Source organism: Bellilinea caldifistulae, assembly GCF_001306055.1.
Taxonomy (GTDB): Bacteria; Chloroflexota; Anaerolineae; order Anaerolineales; family Anaerolineaceae; genus Bellilinea; species Bellilinea caldifistulae.
Genome location: NZ_LGHJ01000011.1, coordinates 51,239 through 65,122, shown reverse-complemented (window position 1 = coordinate 65,122; position 13,884 = coordinate 51,239). Strand labels below are relative to the sequence as shown.

The window sequence follows — 13,884 nt, the reverse complement described above, 5'->3', positions numbered from 1 at the left end:
CATGGTCGAGGAAATTATGATGTTTTTTGAGAGCCCAAAAATCAACGTCAGCGGTATTGCTGACGTTCCGCTGACCTCCCGCTTACGTTCCGCTGACTTTGACGCTGACAGCGACGCTGACGTTGTCCTCTCTGGAAGCCCTGCAAGCCCTTTGTTTTTCACTAGTGGCTATGTCAGTATCCCTATGATAAAAAAAGCCTTTTGAACGGAAAATTTCGATTGTTACGAAAATAACTGAAATCCAATTCCCGGAGGTGAAAAGTGAGCATTGAGGTTATTACAAGGGCGTGGAAATACAGTCAGCATGGCGGATCAACATTGTTGCTGTTGATGGCGCTGGCGGATTGGGCAGATGATTGGGGCTTTTGCTACCCCGGACATGAGGCGATGGCGAGGAAGATTCGCTCCAGTGAGCGGAATGTGTATTACCTGCTGCGCAGACTGGAAGAGAGCGGGGAGATACGGGTTATCAACCGTGGGCGGGGTGGAAAGAGCTCTGAGACAACCATTTACCAGGTGATTGTTGGGATGAGCGAACAAGAAATCGCTGAGAGTGAGAGACGTTTGTCTGCTCTGGGAATCTCGCTTTCACCTGCAAACTTTGCACCCCCTGCAAACTTTTCACCTGAAAAATCTTTCACTGCATTAAATGTATTAATTAACCGTCAGTATACTGCTGCTGAATCAATTAACAGTAAACAGCAGCAAAATGACGTTTCACCTGCAAACTTTGCAGGTGAAAAATCTTTCACTGAAAAATTGCGTAAAAACGGGAATTTGCCCGCTGAAATCAAAGACACCTTGAAGCGGTTGGGTTGGCGCGGGTCACTGGCAGATGTCGAGACGGCCTGGCAGGCAGACCCGGAGCGGGTGAGACAATGGTTATGGTATGCCGGGAAGCAGGGCTGGAACGGGGCACTGCTGCGCACGGTTCTGCGGAACGCTGGCGAGTACCCTCCAGAGTTAGACCCGGACAGCAGCCAATCCCGCCGCCGTTACCTGGAAGGGCCGTATGCCGACCTCATCGAGCATTAGGCAGCTGCAAGAGCAGTTTGGCGGTGAACTGGTGGCGGAGTTGGTGCAGGAGATACCGCTGGCCGACCTGGAATCAGCCCTGCTGGACGAGAGCAATCCGCTGGCGAAGGACTTACAGACGGCAGTGAGCGCGGCGGTGGATGCGGGACGCAGTCTGGCACGGCAGATTGTGGTCATGGCGTTGGAGCGGGTTTTGTGGGAGAGGCGTCATGGTTGCCGATAAGTTTCTGCCGATGGTGGGAAAGATCATCCGCCATGCCCGGCGGGTGCAGCGGGAGTTGGGGCCGGGACATGCCGAGATGGTCTATCATCGGGCCTTGCTGCACGAGCTGCGGTCAAACGGGGAGACGGTGCAGTACCAGCCGCGCCTGAAAGTGCAGTACAACGGGCAGGTGGTTGGTGAGGTGATACCGGACTTGGTATTGCGGAAAGGCCCTGTGGCGGTGCTGGTGGAGTGCAAGACAGCGGAGCGGTTCGAGCAGGCCGACTTCGACCAGTTGCGGCGTTACCTGCGGGTGTATCAGGGCGAGGCGATGGGCTTGTTGTTAGGCTTTGGCGGGAAGCGGTTGGAATTTCGGCGGGTGATGGTTGAAAAGGCGCTAAAATCTTGAAAACTGGGAGGTTGCATGAAACGGTACAATCAGGTGATTCTGGACGGGCAGATGAGCCTGAGGCGGGTGTACGCCATCCGGGGCGTCTTGGCAGTCGAAGCCGTCCTGACCACCGATTTGTCGGTGCTGGGCGGCAGTCACCGGGTGGTATGCGAGAACGACCTGGCACTGGAAACGCTGGGCTTCGTCCTCACCGGGCGGGCGCACCGTGAAGCCCTGCACGCCACCGTCCACGGCTGGCTGTGGTCTGCGGATGAGCGGGCGCATGTGGTTGCCCGTGAGGTGGTCTTTCATGTTCCGCCGCTGTTGCGGGAGCAGGCGGTCAACGTCATCAAGCAGTTACGCAAAGCCGAAGGGGTACTGCCGGAGCGGGTGGCGGTGAACGGCTGGCAGGTGAGTTTGCGGGAGATGCTGGCGGATGTGGTGGTGGACGGCGGGCTGGTCTAGCGACCAGCGGGGGCGGCCTAACGGCCTGGCTTACGGCACAGTGCGCCTTGCGCCCCGTCACCGCTTGACGCCTAGCGGCGTCTGCGCTCTTGGCGTAGCCGCCTGCGTTCGGGGGCGCTCCGGCGCAAGTGTGCCTGGTGCGGGCGTAACCGCCCGTTGAATTTTTGCGGAGGTGCAGGATGGACATGATTTATCGGGCGATTGTGAACACACTCATCCCGCCGGTGGACTACCCGGCCAGTCTGCTCATCAACCGCAGCGATTGGGGTCAGGTGCTGTGGGCGATAAAGCAGGGTGTGCCGCATTACATTCGGCATCGTGGTACGACAAGGTTATTTGGTGTTCCACCAATAGCAGGATTTTACGAGCCAAAACCCGGTGATGTCTATCTGGTGGTGCGCTTGAAGCCGGGCATTGCGCCAGGAGAGGTGGAAGTCGAGGCAAGCCCTGACGATCTGGAAGTGTTGAAAGTCGAGGTGCTGTGATTTTCATGGCGGGTCAAATTCAAATTTCTTGGGAGGGAAAATGACTGCCGATGGTGAAACGTGGGACGGAGAGGAACTGGTGCGGATGAGCCGTTATGATACCCTGCGCCGCTATGATGCCCTGGCGATGCACTATCGGGCGAAGGTCATCCGTGAGCAGGTGCTGCCGCCGGAGGTGTGCAAAGGCATGATTGCCCGGCTCTTGACCATGCCGGGCGGTGTGAGGGGCGGACGGCTGGTGTGGGATGCCCTGCTGCCGCTGGTGCCGCCGGGGGGATACGATTTCGACCGCTTCGATGTCCAGAATGCGGTCATGGAAAACCTGCGTACGGCGGAGCAGCGGTATGAGTTTGACAGTTCGGCGTGGTGGTGGCGGCTGCGGGTATTGTACGACATCCCCGACCCGGCCGTTTGGGTGGTTGAGCAGGCCGAACGCAAAGAAAAGGGCTGGTCAAGGCGGCTGCTGAAAATAGCTTTCGGGGACGCTAGTCTGAACCTGATGAAGGTCTATCAGTTGGTCAAAAAGTGCAAACGGGAACTGGAAAAGCGAAAGAGGCGGCTAGGATGAGTTTTGCCTTTCGCAAGCATGACTACAATCTGGACGAGTTCGAGCGCTGCCCGGAGCATGGCTGTATCGTCATGCGGGTGGTGGCTGAGGCAAAGCCGGTCTGCCTGCTGGACTGGCTGAACGAGAACGCTGCCGAGCGGATGGTGCGGGATGTCATCCTGCGGGGTCAGGGCGAGTACGACCTTCCGGCGGTGATTCTGGACAACGGCTTCCTGCTGCCGGTCAAGCGGGCGGTGGATGTAGTCACCGGCAACTCGCAGGGTGAGGTCAACGAGAGCGTGCTGGACTGGCGGGTGACCGACATTCTCTACCTGCGGGGTGATAATCAAGAGGGGGTGGCGGTGGAACTGCTGCCGGATGGTTCGGAGGCGGATGATGACCCCGGCTTTCTGCTGTACCTCGACCTGCAAATCCTGACTTACCTGCTGTTCGATGCCGAGATTCGCAAGTACGAGCCGTGAGGTAAAATGCCCTGATGCGCCTCATCCGCAATGACCCTGAACGGAATATCCACCGCTGGTATGTGGTGGGGGTTCAGGCGACCCTCTTGGATGCTTGGGCGGTGGTGTGCGGGTGGGGTAGCCTGCGTTCGGGCTATGAACGCTGGCGCTGTATCCCGTGCGAGGACGAGACCCACGCCCGCCGACTGGCGGAGCGGATTGCCCGGCGCAAGATTCGGCGCGGATACCGTTTTTCGGCGAGGTGAGGACGGGTGCGGCGGGGAAATCTTATCCGTACCATTGTGCCAGAAAAATATAGGGGGGTGCCACATGAATGGTACGGATAAGATTTTGTAAAATTCATGGTCAAAATGTGCTTATGGAACGGGTAAGGGCGATTCGGATTGAATTATGGCGGCGGATGGAAACCGCCGTGCAAATCTTGGCAGAGGGGGTTTGTTTGCAAGTAGAGGTCGAGCAGCGATTGGGTATCTACGGTGGTTCGGCAAAGCGGTTGTTCGACTTGCTGGTTGAGCAGAATTTGGCGGAACGGCTATTTTTCAGAAGCGGTCAAACAAAATACGCTATCCTGCGCCTGACCGACAGCGGTGTGGTGTTTGCCGCAGAACTGGGTTGTCCCATCCGCCGGTCAGAGTGGGACATTCTTACCCAAAAACACAACGCCGAAGAACACGCCAATCATGCTTTTGCCATCCTGCTGTTTGCCTACCACGCCCGCAGGCGGGGCTGGCGGGTGGAAGTCTGTCCAGCGGTGGACAATCCGCTGGTAGAGCCGGATGTGCTGGTCGAGAAGGACGGCGAGCGGATTTATGTCGAGGTGGAGACCCTGCGCCATCCCCGCAAACGCAGGGACGGGGCGGATAACACATGGGTGCGGAAGTGGATCAATCAGTACAACTTCCAGCGGCGGGTGGCAGTATGCACCCTGACACCCAAACGGATGCAGGGTATCCTGCGCTATCTCAAACCCCGCTTTGCGGGGGTGGCCACCGAACTGACCACGCTGGCAAAGCAGCCGGACAGCGACCTGTGGCTGGAACGCTGGAACCGCGGGCAGGGGCTTGACAAAATCCTTGTTGTGTAATACTCTATACACAACGAGGTGTGAGATGGCCGAACTGATTCGAGTGCAAGTGATGTTGGACAAAAGTGACCAGTTGGAACTGCACGAGATTGCTCAGGAACAGGGCAAGAGCGTGTCTGAAATCCTGCGGGAATTGGTGCGCCGCTATCTGGAAGAACAGCGCCGGGCGGAGAGTGAACAATTCCGCCGCACGCTGGCAAAGTTGCGGGAAATTCGCGAACGCACTGCTGCTCAATATGGCGTGTATGAGGGTGACATTCTGCGGGATGTGCGTGAGGAATACGAGCGGGAGCAGGAGGAGAAATGGGGATTGTCGTAGATGCCAGCGTTGTGGTCAATGTCCTGCTGACTCAAGATTACTCGGTTCAGGCGGAGCGATGTCTGGACGACTGGAAGTCCAGCGGTGAAGTGTTGTACGCACCGGCGCACTGGTACGCCGAGGTGGTGTCAGCCCTGCGCTTTGCCGTGTTCAAACGCAAACTGGCCCCGAAGGATGCCGACTTGTTGGTGGACATTCTGCCAGAAATGGGGGTGCGGCTGGTGGAGCCGACCCCTGCTTTGCTGAAATCCTCGCTGCGCTGGGCGGAGCGGTTGGGACAGAGCAAAGCCTACGATGCCCAGTATGCGGCAGTGGCGGAGCAGTACGGAGCGGAGTTGTGGAGCGCCGACCAGCGGCTGGTCAATGCGTTGCAAGCGCAGGGGGCGGGGTGGGCGCACTGGATTGGGGGGGTGTGAGGTCTATGGCGGCCATCACACGCAAAGGGTTGAAACTGGCAGCCCGCAACCTGGTAGCCTTGCCGTTCAAGGCGCTGCTGTTGGTTTTTGAGGTGGTGCTGCGGGTGACAATAATCGCCGCGCTGGTGTTGGTGCTGGCGGCTGGCGGGGTGGGGTGGTACTTCTACGCCGTCAAGGCCAATCAACCGATGCAGATTGACCCGCGCTTTGCCAGGACACTGCCGCCGGAAGGGATGACCTTCCGGGAGTTCTGGCAAGACCGCTTCGCCGGGTGGGAGAAGATTGACGAGCAAAACTTTGAGGGCAAGAATGTTTGCAGCGGCACAATTATTTTTGTGCCAGTCCGCCAAATTGTTATTCCCTTCCTGCGAGTGTTTGTGGTACGCACCCAGCCCGGCACGGCAGAAGCCGAGTCGTGGATTCGTGGGGCAAAGGGCATCATTGCACCGGACGAGTTGCTGTTTCTGGATGCCTGGTGGTGGCAAATCGAGAACGAGTCATGGTGGTATTGGGTAACGGCGTTAGGGCGTCCGTGCCAGTTACCGCCGCCGCAAAGACCGGCGGAAACCCCCTGACCTTGCAGTGTTGTAAGGGACTGAAAAATACCACTTGCGAACGGAAAAATAACTTTGTAGAATAATCGGCGAGGAACGGGGCATGCGGCTCCGAGGGCACGAGAAGCCCGAAACGTGAGAACGCTGTTTGTATTTAAGCGGCTCTCCCCAGTCAGGGAGAGCCGCTTTGTGTTAACCGGAGGTGAAGCGTGGAAATCAAACTGTCAACCGTCAAAAGAGGGTTAGTCATCCTGCTGGTGGTCTTTGCGGCAATTGCCGCCGTGCGGTTTATCCTGCCGATGTTCACTACCGCCCAGGCAGAACCCGAACCCACCCCCGTCCCGGACGGACGGGAAGCCGCCATCGCCGGTCTCACGGCGTTGTTTTCGGTGGATGTGACCACCGGCTACGATGCCTGGCTGCAATCGGTGTGTGCGGTGGCCACCGAGAACGGCTGTGCCTTCGCCGAACTGTTCACCAATTGGGACAGGGTGGTGGAGACCAAAGCGCGCAGCGAGTACCGGGTGCAGTCGGCGGAACTGCGTAAGGATTTGGGCGAGCGGCAGGTGTGGATGGTCACGGGGACGATCCGAGACCTGAACACCGGCGAGGAAAAAGGGGGCGAGATACCGGTACTGGTGGTGCGAGAGAACGGCGAATGGAAATTCGACCATTTTCTGTTCGAGCAGGAATTGCAGGCGTTGGAGGCTGAGCCATGAAGCGGGTGATGTACGCAGTCCTCTTGTTCGTTCTGTTGGCGGTGAACATTCAACCCGCCAGAGCCGATTGGGGCGACTTCTTTGACGAAAACGGCAACCTCAAAGCGGGCGTGGTGGATTTGGGTGAGCAGAAAGTTCCGGCGGACTGGATGCCGGATGCGCCTGCGTGGGTACCGGACTGGATTTATGACGGGGCAGCGACCTACCATATGTACGCCCTGCCGAGCGGGGAGAGCGTCTTGCTGCCATCGGCCACGACCCTGTTCTTCATGGCGATGAACCCGCGTGAATCGGGGTTGGTCAATTCGGACGGTTCGGTGGGGACAGGACTGGGGTATGCAATCTGGGGGGTTGGCGACATCGTTGGGGGCAACATGAGCGGCAGAGATGTGATTGCCGCCGTCCTGCAAGTCCTGAACCTGCCCTACGCCAGAGAGTTGGCGGATGCGATCATTCAGGGCAAAGACGCCTGGTCTGTGTTGAAAGAAAGCGATGCGTGGAATCTCTTTGACATTCTGAGGCGTGCTGCAAACCAGGACAACAACTTCTACCGGGTAATGCTGCTGTACTCATCCTGCCAGAACTCGCCGACCGGCTGTCCGCAGGCCCTGCTAGACGAACTGCGGCGGCGGGGGCAATGTCCGCCGTCCCTGTGTCCGGACGGCAACATCCCCGGCAGGACACCCACGCCGGACAGGGTGGTGCAGAAATGCGGTGCGCCGAGCGTAACGCAGGGCAGGATCAGCGGCACGGCGGTCAAGACCGCCCCCAATTACGCCATCGTGACCGGCCAAGACCCGGAGAAGCGCGGGGTGGATTTGCAATTCAGCCTGACCATCGAGCCGACCATCTTCCGCTACTACACGCTGGAAGAACGCAAAGAGGTCAACAAACGCTGTATCGCCCCCAACGGCAGCCTTGTGGAACTGCCGCCGCCCATCAAGGACAACTGCAAAGCCCCCAACCGGTATGTCGAGGAAGAGGAAGAAGTCGAGTACTGCGTCCTGCACGAACAGACCTTCTGCGAACAGGCGCGGGTGCTGGCTTCGGCGAGCCTGAAAAAGTCCAGCCGGGACTGGATTTTGAACGACCTGGCCCAGTGGTATCCGGGGGCAACCCTCATCCGCCCGGACTGGAACTGGCGCTATGCCACCAGTCAGGGCTGCGATGCGTCCAACACCTTCCGCTGGACGCTGGTACAGGAAAAGGTGCAGATTCGTGACCCCGGCTTTTACGCCATGACACTTTCGGGCATTACCAGCGGCACGCCGGTATCACAGTCCCGTTCGTTCCAGATACCGGCAGGCGAATTTGACGCCTACCTGATGATGACCACCATCATCAAGTAAGGGGGCGGGATGAGTCCGGACACGCTGCTTTTGCCTTTGGTGTGGGTCTTGAACGGCCTGCTGGCGCTGGTCTGGCTGGCAGTGGACAACCTTGCGCTGGTGCTGCTCATCCCGGCGCTGGTGTGGCTGTACCTGCTGCTGGGTCAGCGTTTGCAGGAAGCGCAGGCGCGGCGGATGCGGCAGGTGCTGCTGCCCGCCGGCGGGCTGGCACTGGCGGCGGCGCTCATTGCGCCTAACCCTGCCCCTTACCTCATGGCAGGGCTGGCGGGAGTGGGCGGCTTCGTGATGCGGGTGGACAACTACCGCCCGGACGAATCGGCGTGGGAGACGATTCAGAACCTCATCCTGTACGCCCTGGTGGGACTGGGCGCACGGGTGTTGTTCTGGGCATTGGACAACCAAGCGGCGGACAATCTCATCGCCGGGGTGAATTATCTGGCGGTGCTGGCGGGCTTTGCGCTGTGGGGGATGCCGGTAGTGCAGGCAGGGCTGCTGATCAAGAACCTGCTGGCGCACGCTCCAACCGGGGCAGACCCCCGCACGGTCATCGAGCGGGCAAGGGAGCGGAGGTAAGGGATGAGAGGAGAGCGCTGGATTCAGTTTCTTTCAGCGGTGAACGGCGAGAGTTTTGGACTATTGGTGGAGATTTTCCAAAACGCCGTACTGGAAGGGGTGGAGCGGTTGCATTTGCTGCTTTCCACACCGGGCGGATCGGTTTCATACGGCCTGACGCTGTACGCCTTGATGAGGGGGCTGCCGATAGAAGTGTGGACATACAACATCGGTCAAGTGGATTCAATAGGGGTGGTGTTGTACTGCGCCGGGAAAAGGCGGCTGGCTGCGCCGCAAACGCGCTTTTTACTACACGGTATCCGAACCCATCTGGAAGAGGGCAATTACACCGGCGACCAGTTGCGGAACATCCTGACCGAACTGGAAAGCGACCAGCGCAATATCTGTCGGGTGCTGGCCGAGTCAACCGGCCAGACGCTGGAAAAAGTCGAGGCGGATTTGTCCCGCACGGTGACGCTTTTGCCGGAACAAGCGCGGGAATACCGTCTGGTGGATGAGATCGTCACGGAAATCATACCTCCGCAAGCGCGGCTGACGACCATCTTTCTCAAAGAGGAGAAACGGAGTGGACGGTTATACAACCTTGAATGGGAGCGGAGGTAAGGGATGCTGCGAATACTGGACAACGGCATCGAGAGCAGGAACGGCCACTTTCACGCCGCCTGGTGTCTGGTGGACGAGGACGGACGGCGGTACTACCGGGTGGCCGTCCTGCGGGAACTGACCGCCATCACGGACGACCCGCAGAACCGGCGGCAGGCGGGTGAAGGGATACTCGGCAAGCAGTGGGCAGCCATCACCGGGCTGTACAACGCCGGGGTGAACTTCGTCTATTCGGCACTGGGTATCTTCCAGCCCGACCACATCGGAATCGTGCAGTTGTACGGAGCGGCGGTGTCCGCCGAATCGGTGGCGGCGGGGATTAGCAGAGCCGAGCGGGATGCGGCGGCGGTCGAAGCGACCCTGGCGGGCTTTGCCCAATCGCAATTGAGAGCGCCGGATCTGGACATCATCCGCTGGTATGTCGAGTTTTTGAGCAGTGCGAGGAAACCGCTGGCGTTACTCGGCCACCCCGACCCGAGAGTGAAACGGCGGGGGACGGGACGAGACGGCGCACTGCCGGAAGAAGCGGACGACCTGGCCATCGAGCAGAACGAGATTCTGTTCAGAGGACTGGCAAAACTGCGGGAGAACTTTGTCTTTCAGGTGGTCAGCGACCATGTGCCGCGCGGGGAACTGGTGCGGGACCTGGAGCAGATGGCACGGATTGCCAGCAATTACGCCTCCCGGCGCAAGGGCAGCAAGTCCATCGGCTTTTCGGTGGGTATCCCGATTTTCAACGCATTGGCGCACGGCTATTCGGGAGCGGGCGGACGGGCAGACAGCCACGCCCACAGTCAGGCGGAAGCCTGGAATCAGAACTGGGGCGAGGCGGACACGGAGAGCCGTTCGCACTCGGTCACGAGAGGGTCGAGCGTGAGTCTGGGCGAATCGGAGAGCGAATCGGGCAGCCGCAGCGTGATGCAGGGGACGAGCCAGATGGAGAGTCAGAGTACCATGCAGGCCCAAAGCACCATGCAGAGCCACAGCCGGATGCAGAGCCAGACCGAATCGAGCGCATGGGGCAGTTCGAGCGGGACGAGCCAGACGGCGGGCAGCGGGAGCGGCTGGGCTTTGGGACATGGGACGAGCCTCAACCAGTCCGTCAACGCCGGTGGCGGAATCAACGTGGGGGTGGCCAAGATCGACCTGGGCGGCGGGATGGGCGTGAGCGAATCGTGGAACCTGACCCAAAGCCAGAGCCAGTTTGCCTCATCGGGCAGTTTCCAGTCCACCAGCGAGATGCACGGACGGGCGGACACCACCGGCGAGAGCTGGACGACCGGCACGGGTGAGAGTCGCGGCACGGGACAGACGGTTGGCAATGCCACCTCGCAAGGGGTGGTGGAGAGCAGCGGCTGGTCACGCTCGACCAGCCGGGTGGTCACGACCATGAACAGCGAGACCAACACCACTGGCGAAGCGCACACCCGCAGTCAGGGGTTTGGCAGGGGCTACGGTGAGACGGATGCCTACGGACAGACCCGCTCGAGTATCGGCGCACAGACCGCCGGGGCGGGGCTGACCTACGGGCTGGCCCCGGCGATCAACCTCAACCGCACCTGGCAGGTGGAGGACGATGTGGCCGAACGGCTGACGGAAATCCTGCGGGGCTTCGAGGGGCTGTTGAACACGGCAACTCATTCGGGGGGCTTTGTGACCAGTGCCTACCTGCTGACCGACTCGGAGCGGGCGGCGGTGGCAGCGGCAAGCCTCGTGCCGGAAGCCTTCTACGGCGAGGGCGCACCCACGCCGGTCTTGACCGCCGAACCGCCGGAGGCGGAGAGAGAGGCGGTCATGGAAGCGGCACGGGCGTTCGTGCCGTTCAAGGCGAGGACGAACGACCCGCACGACCCCTTCGATGGCTGGTTGTTCTGGCGCTACGCCAGCCTGCTCCCGGCGGACAAGGTGGCGGCGTATGTCGCACCCTCTCTCTTGCAGGAAGGCACGCTGAAAGTGATTGCCCCGATCCCGGACGGGATGGGCTTCTACCCGAAAATGCCCGGCGAGGTGGTACTGGGGCACCAGTACAGCCCGAATACCGCCGACCTGACCAATGCGCCGGTCAGACTGGACAAGCCCCGCCTGATGCACACCATGTTTGCCGGGGATACCGGCTGGGGCAAGAGCGTGGCGGCGGTGCGGATGGCGTATGAGATTGCCTACCGCTGGAACATGCGGGTGGTGGTGCTGGACTTTGGCTTTGCCTGGCGCAGTTTGCTGAATGCCCCCGGACTGGAAGGGCGGGTGGACATCCGCCAACTGCGTCCCGATGGCGTCCGACCTTTGCGCTGGAACCCGCTGCAAATCGGGACATACATCAACCCGGAGACGCAACTGAAAGCCTTTGCCGATATTTTCGGCAGTGTGGCGCAGTTAGGGCAGAAACAACAGCAGCACCGCCTGCTGGATGCGGTGCGGCGGGTGTATCTGAGCGTGGGTGTGATGGTGGACGACCCGCTGGTGCGGGCTGACCCGCAGTACGGGCGGGTTTCGGCGGAGGAAGCCGCCCGGCTGGGGCTGGTGGAAGGCACACCCCTGGGCGACCTCTCGGCGGATGACCGCCAAAGAGTGGCGGTGGAGCGCAGCAAGCGGGTGGGGCTGGGCGACCTGTACGAGGAGATCGAGCGGGAATACGACTCGCTCAACCCGCGCGACCAGGTAGGGCGGGGCGTGCTGGAAGGTATCCTGTGGCGGTTGAAGTCGCTGGTGCGGGGCGCACCGGCGGCGCAGTTCCAGCCCGGAGCGGATGCGATACCGGTAGAGGACTTGGGCCGACCCAACGGCGTGGTGGTGCTGGAAGGCGGCAAGTTTCTGGACAACTTCGCCAAAGCCTGGCTCTTGGGCTGGGCGGGCTGGCTGATTTACTCCGACATGGTGGCCCGGCGGGAGAAGCAAATCAACCGGGGTGAAGCGGATTTGTTCATGGTGTTTGAAGAGGCCAACATCATCTTCACCGGGCTGGAAGGCGGCGGAGATGCCACAGAGGGCAGAAGCGCGCCAACGGTGGGCGAGCAGTACAGCAATATGTTCCGGGATTCGAGGAAGTACGGGGCGTACTTTGGGGTGGTGACCCAAAGCCCCTCACTCATCCCTTCGGGCATCATCTCATCCTGCAACAACCTGGTGGTGGGCTTTCTGAAAACCCCCAAAGACAAGGACATCGTGCTTTCGGCGATTGCGAGAAGCGAAAAGGGCTTCGTGGACGAACCCTGGCGGCGGTTTCTGGCGGATGAGCATATCGGGATGGTGATCGGGCGTTTCCCGTATGCCCACAGCCGCGAGATGCAGCTGCCGATTCTGTTCCGTCCGCTGATGCTGGACGTACCGGAGCCGACCGATGCGGAGATTGCCGAGAAACTGGGGAGGATAACGCTGTGAGCAAAGCCTTCGTACCGCTTTTGGTTTTCGTGCTGATGGTGGCGGTCATCCTGCTGGTGAGCGAGGGAATGAGCGGCGAACGCTGGCAGCCGCTGGCCACCGCAACCGTATGGCGGGGCGTGTTTCTTTCGACCAATACGCCCGTTCCGCAGGTGGAACGGACGCAGTGGTGGACGGAGATCAAGACCCCGACCCCCAAACCGACACTAACCGTTACCCCAACCGTTACGGAGACGAAAGCAAAATGAACGAGCAAGACCGAAATCAACGCATTCCATTGAGCGAAATCGTGAACGCCATCCCGATTCAGCCGCAGTATGTCCTGTTGATTGTCACGGAAAAGGACGGCAGCAGGCAGCGGGTGGTGCATTGTGATTTGCGTGAGTTCGGTGAGGCACTGGCCATCTACGATGGCGCAAATCAATATCTGCGAGGTGAAGCGTGATTAAGAAATACCTACCCTACCTGTTAGCCGCATTGGTTTTCTTTGTGGCGTTAGCCATGCTGCGTCCGCCCGAGCAGACGCAGGTGGCGGTTGCTGCCGTTGACCTGCCTGCCGGTCATATCCTGACGGAGGGTGACCTGGTGATGAAGGGCGTCCCGGCGGACTTGCTGCCGCCGGAAGGGGCAATTACCGACCCTTCCCAAGCAGTGGGTCAAGCCCTGCGGATTGACCGCAGTGCAGGCGACCTGATTCTGACCGCTCATCTGGGCGAAAAGCCGGTTACCTTGCAGCCGGACGAGCGGGCGGTGGCCATCCAGGTGAGTGATTCGGCGGGGCTGGCAGGCATCATCCGCCCCGGTGACCGGGTGGGCGTGACCGCCGTCCTGACGGACGGCGACTACACCGTGCAGGGCGTATTCAGCAAGGCAACCGTAGAGAACCTGCGGGTGCTGTACATCCAGCCGAGTTTTCAGGCGGAAGACCCGGCGGAAGCCGCCGGACGAATCATCACCCCCGACCCGCAGACCGGCATCGCCGTGCAGCGGCAGCGCAGCAAAGAGGGCGTGGTGGTGCTGGCCGTGCCTGCCAAAGCGCAGGCAGTCGTGTACGACTTCCAATCATCGGGCATTGAAGCCACCACCGCCGTACGGCTGGTCAATGCGGTGGAACTGCTCTCCGCCCTCGACCAGGCTGACAATGTCAAATTGTCGCTGTATCTGATGCCGGACGAGGCCCAACCGATGAACACAAGCGGCTTGTGGCTGCCGGAACTGGTCATCCGTCAGATGACCCCGACCCCCACGCCGACCCCGCTGGGCTTTGCAGCCGGGCAGTAAC

The 13,884-nt window shown here is 60.4% G+C and carries 22 protein-coding genes; all 22 read left to right on the top strand.

Annotated elements, in window-relative coordinates:
* The first annotated feature begins 1 nt into the window (after position 1).
* Positions 2-205 carry a hypothetical protein gene (locus tag AC812_RS04905; protein ID WP_061919785.1) on the top strand — a complete coding sequence of 68 codons (204 nt, stop codon included), beginning with the start codon at positions 2-4 and terminating at the stop codon, positions 203-205.
* Between the two features lie 56 nt (positions 206-261).
* On the top strand, positions 262-1,035 hold the full coding sequence (locus AC812_RS04900; RefSeq protein ID WP_061919783.1) for a helix-turn-helix domain-containing protein: 774 nt from the start codon (positions 262-264) through the stop codon (positions 1,033-1,035).
* Positions 1,013-1,258 carry a hypothetical protein gene (locus AC812_RS04895; RefSeq protein WP_061919781.1) on the top strand — a complete coding sequence of 82 codons (246 nt, stop codon included), beginning with the start codon at positions 1,013-1,015 and terminating at the stop codon, positions 1,256-1,258. The genes AC812_RS04900 and AC812_RS04895 overlap by 23 nt, the downstream gene beginning before the upstream one ends.
* Positions 1,245-1,646, top strand: coding sequence for a GxxExxY protein (locus AC812_RS04890; protein ID WP_061919779.1), 402 nt, complete (start codon positions 1,245-1,247; stop codon positions 1,644-1,646). The genes AC812_RS04895 and AC812_RS04890 overlap by 14 nt, the downstream gene beginning before the upstream one ends.
* A gap of 15 nt (positions 1,647-1,661) precedes the next feature.
* Positions 1,662-2,093, top strand: a complete 432-nt coding sequence (locus AC812_RS04885) for a hypothetical protein (RefSeq protein ID WP_061919777.1) — start codon at positions 1,662-1,664, stop codon at positions 2,091-2,093.
* A complete protein-coding gene (locus tag AC812_RS17510) occupies positions 2,065-2,253 on the top strand; it encodes a hypothetical protein (RefSeq protein WP_145962597.1) in 189 nt (62 codons plus the stop codon). The genes AC812_RS04885 and AC812_RS17510 overlap by 29 nt, the downstream gene beginning before the upstream one ends.
* Positions 2,254-2,272: 19 nt before the next feature.
* Positions 2,273-2,578 (top strand): hypothetical protein, encoded by a 306-nt coding sequence (locus tag AC812_RS04880; protein WP_061919775.1) that lies wholly within the window; start codon positions 2,273-2,275, stop codon positions 2,576-2,578.
* A 40-nt stretch (positions 2,579-2,618) separates the two neighbouring features.
* Positions 2,619-3,146 carry a hypothetical protein gene (locus AC812_RS04875; RefSeq protein ID WP_061919773.1) on the top strand — a complete coding sequence of 176 codons (528 nt, stop codon included), beginning with the start codon at positions 2,619-2,621 and terminating at the stop codon, positions 3,144-3,146.
* Positions 3,143-3,607, top strand: coding sequence for a hypothetical protein (locus tag AC812_RS04870; protein ID WP_061919771.1), 465 nt, complete (start codon positions 3,143-3,145; stop codon positions 3,605-3,607). The genes AC812_RS04875 and AC812_RS04870 overlap by 4 nt, the downstream gene beginning before the upstream one ends.
* 14 nt (positions 3,608-3,621) lie before the next feature.
* Complete coding sequence (locus AC812_RS04865; protein WP_061919769.1) at positions 3,622-3,852, top strand: WGR domain-containing protein; 231 nt, start codon at positions 3,622-3,624, stop codon at positions 3,850-3,852.
* 113 nt (positions 3,853-3,965) lie between these two features.
* Positions 3,966-4,691, top strand: coding sequence for a hypothetical protein (locus tag AC812_RS04860; protein ID WP_061919767.1), 726 nt, complete (start codon positions 3,966-3,968; stop codon positions 4,689-4,691).
* Positions 4,692-4,716: 25 nt separating this feature from the next.
* A complete protein-coding gene (locus AC812_RS04855; RefSeq protein ID WP_061919765.1) occupies positions 4,717-5,010 on the top strand; it encodes a ribbon-helix-helix protein, CopG family in 294 nt (97 codons plus the stop codon).
* Positions 4,995-5,426, top strand: a complete 432-nt coding sequence (locus tag AC812_RS04850; protein ID WP_062158814.1) for a type II toxin-antitoxin system VapC family toxin — start codon at positions 4,995-4,997, stop codon at positions 5,424-5,426. Before AC812_RS04855 ends, AC812_RS04850 begins: the two co-directional genes overlap by 16 nt.
* Positions 5,427-5,431: 5 nt before the next feature.
* Positions 5,432-6,001 (top strand): hypothetical protein, encoded by a 570-nt coding sequence (locus tag AC812_RS04845; RefSeq protein ID WP_061919731.1) that lies wholly within the window; start codon positions 5,432-5,434, stop codon positions 5,999-6,001.
* Between the two features lie 188 nt (positions 6,002-6,189).
* Positions 6,190-6,699 (top strand): hypothetical protein, encoded by a 510-nt coding sequence (locus tag AC812_RS04840; protein ID WP_061919729.1) that lies wholly within the window; start codon positions 6,190-6,192, stop codon positions 6,697-6,699.
* The gene (locus tag AC812_RS17785) at positions 6,696-8,048 is read left to right on the top strand and encodes a hypothetical protein (protein WP_061919727.1); all 1,353 of its coding nucleotides are present in this window, start codon (positions 6,696-6,698) and stop codon (positions 8,046-8,048) included. The genes AC812_RS04840 and AC812_RS17785 overlap by 4 nt, the downstream gene beginning before the upstream one ends.
* 9 nt (positions 8,049-8,057) lie before the next feature.
* Positions 8,058-8,621, top strand: a complete 564-nt coding sequence (locus AC812_RS04830; protein WP_061919725.1) for a hypothetical protein — start codon at positions 8,058-8,060, stop codon at positions 8,619-8,621.
* A 3-nt stretch (positions 8,622-8,624) separates the two neighbouring features.
* The gene (locus AC812_RS04825) at positions 8,625-9,224 is read left to right on the top strand and encodes a ClpP family protease (protein WP_061919723.1); all 600 of its coding nucleotides are present in this window, start codon (positions 8,625-8,627) and stop codon (positions 9,222-9,224) included.
* A gap of 3 nt (positions 9,225-9,227) precedes the next feature.
* Entirely contained in the window at positions 9,228-12,602 is a 3,375-nt protein-coding gene (locus tag AC812_RS04820) for a serine-rich protein (protein ID WP_061919721.1), read from the top strand.
* Complete coding sequence (locus tag AC812_RS04815) at positions 12,599-12,850, top strand: hypothetical protein (protein WP_061919719.1); 252 nt, start codon at positions 12,599-12,601, stop codon at positions 12,848-12,850. Before AC812_RS04820 ends, AC812_RS04815 begins: the two co-directional genes overlap by 4 nt.
* The gene (locus tag AC812_RS04810) at positions 12,847-13,047 is read left to right on the top strand and encodes a hypothetical protein (protein WP_061919717.1); all 201 of its coding nucleotides are present in this window, start codon (positions 12,847-12,849) and stop codon (positions 13,045-13,047) included. Before AC812_RS04815 ends, AC812_RS04810 begins: the two co-directional genes overlap by 4 nt.
* Positions 13,044-13,883 (top strand): Flp pilus assembly protein CpaB, encoded by an 840-nt coding sequence (cpaB, locus tag AC812_RS04805; protein WP_061919716.1) that lies wholly within the window; start codon positions 13,044-13,046, stop codon positions 13,881-13,883. Before AC812_RS04810 ends, cpaB begins: the two co-directional genes overlap by 4 nt.
* Position 13,884 lies beyond the last annotated feature (1 nt).

Bases quoted from the DNA above. Each gene is read 5' to 3' on its own strand.
- AC812_RS04905 (WP_061919785.1), top strand. From the start codon at position 2: ATGGTCGAGGAAATTATGATGTTTTTTGAGAGCCCAAAAATCAACGTC.
- AC812_RS04895 (WP_061919781.1), top strand. From the start codon at position 1,013: ATGCCGACCTCATCGAGCATTAGGCAGCTGCAAGAGCAGTTTGGCGGT.
- AC812_RS04890 (WP_061919779.1), top strand. From the start codon at position 1,245: ATGGTTGCCGATAAGTTTCTGCCGATGGTGGGAAAGATCATCCGCCAT.
- AC812_RS04885 (WP_061919777.1), top strand. From the start codon at position 1,662: ATGAAACGGTACAATCAGGTGATTCTGGACGGGCAGATGAGCCTGAGG.
- AC812_RS17510 (WP_145962597.1), top strand. From the start codon at position 2,065: ATGTGGTGGTGGACGGCGGGCTGGTCTAGCGACCAGCGGGGGCGGCCT.
- AC812_RS04880 (WP_061919775.1), top strand. From the start codon at position 2,273: ATGGACATGATTTATCGGGCGATTGTGAACACACTCATCCCGCCGGTG.
- AC812_RS04875 (WP_061919773.1), top strand. From the start codon at position 2,619: ATGACTGCCGATGGTGAAACGTGGGACGGAGAGGAACTGGTGCGGATG.
- AC812_RS04870 (WP_061919771.1), top strand. From the start codon at position 3,143: ATGAGTTTTGCCTTTCGCAAGCATGACTACAATCTGGACGAGTTCGAG.
- AC812_RS04865 (WP_061919769.1), top strand. From the start codon at position 3,622: ATGCGCCTCATCCGCAATGACCCTGAACGGAATATCCACCGCTGGTAT.
- AC812_RS04860 (WP_061919767.1), top strand. From the start codon at position 3,966: ATGGAACGGGTAAGGGCGATTCGGATTGAATTATGGCGGCGGATGGAA.
- AC812_RS04855 (WP_061919765.1), top strand. From the start codon at position 4,717: ATGGCCGAACTGATTCGAGTGCAAGTGATGTTGGACAAAAGTGACCAG.
- AC812_RS04850 (WP_062158814.1), top strand. From the start codon at position 4,995: ATGGGGATTGTCGTAGATGCCAGCGTTGTGGTCAATGTCCTGCTGACT.
- AC812_RS04845 (WP_061919731.1), top strand. From the start codon at position 5,432: ATGGCGGCCATCACACGCAAAGGGTTGAAACTGGCAGCCCGCAACCTG.
- AC812_RS17785 (WP_061919727.1), top strand. From the start codon at position 6,696: ATGAAGCGGGTGATGTACGCAGTCCTCTTGTTCGTTCTGTTGGCGGTG.
- AC812_RS04830 (WP_061919725.1), top strand. From the start codon at position 8,058: ATGAGTCCGGACACGCTGCTTTTGCCTTTGGTGTGGGTCTTGAACGGC.
- AC812_RS04825 (WP_061919723.1), top strand. From the start codon at position 8,625: ATGAGAGGAGAGCGCTGGATTCAGTTTCTTTCAGCGGTGAACGGCGAG.
- AC812_RS04820 (WP_061919721.1), top strand. From the start codon at position 9,228: ATGCTGCGAATACTGGACAACGGCATCGAGAGCAGGAACGGCCACTTT.
- AC812_RS04810 (WP_061919717.1), top strand. From the start codon at position 12,847: ATGAACGAGCAAGACCGAAATCAACGCATTCCATTGAGCGAAATCGTG.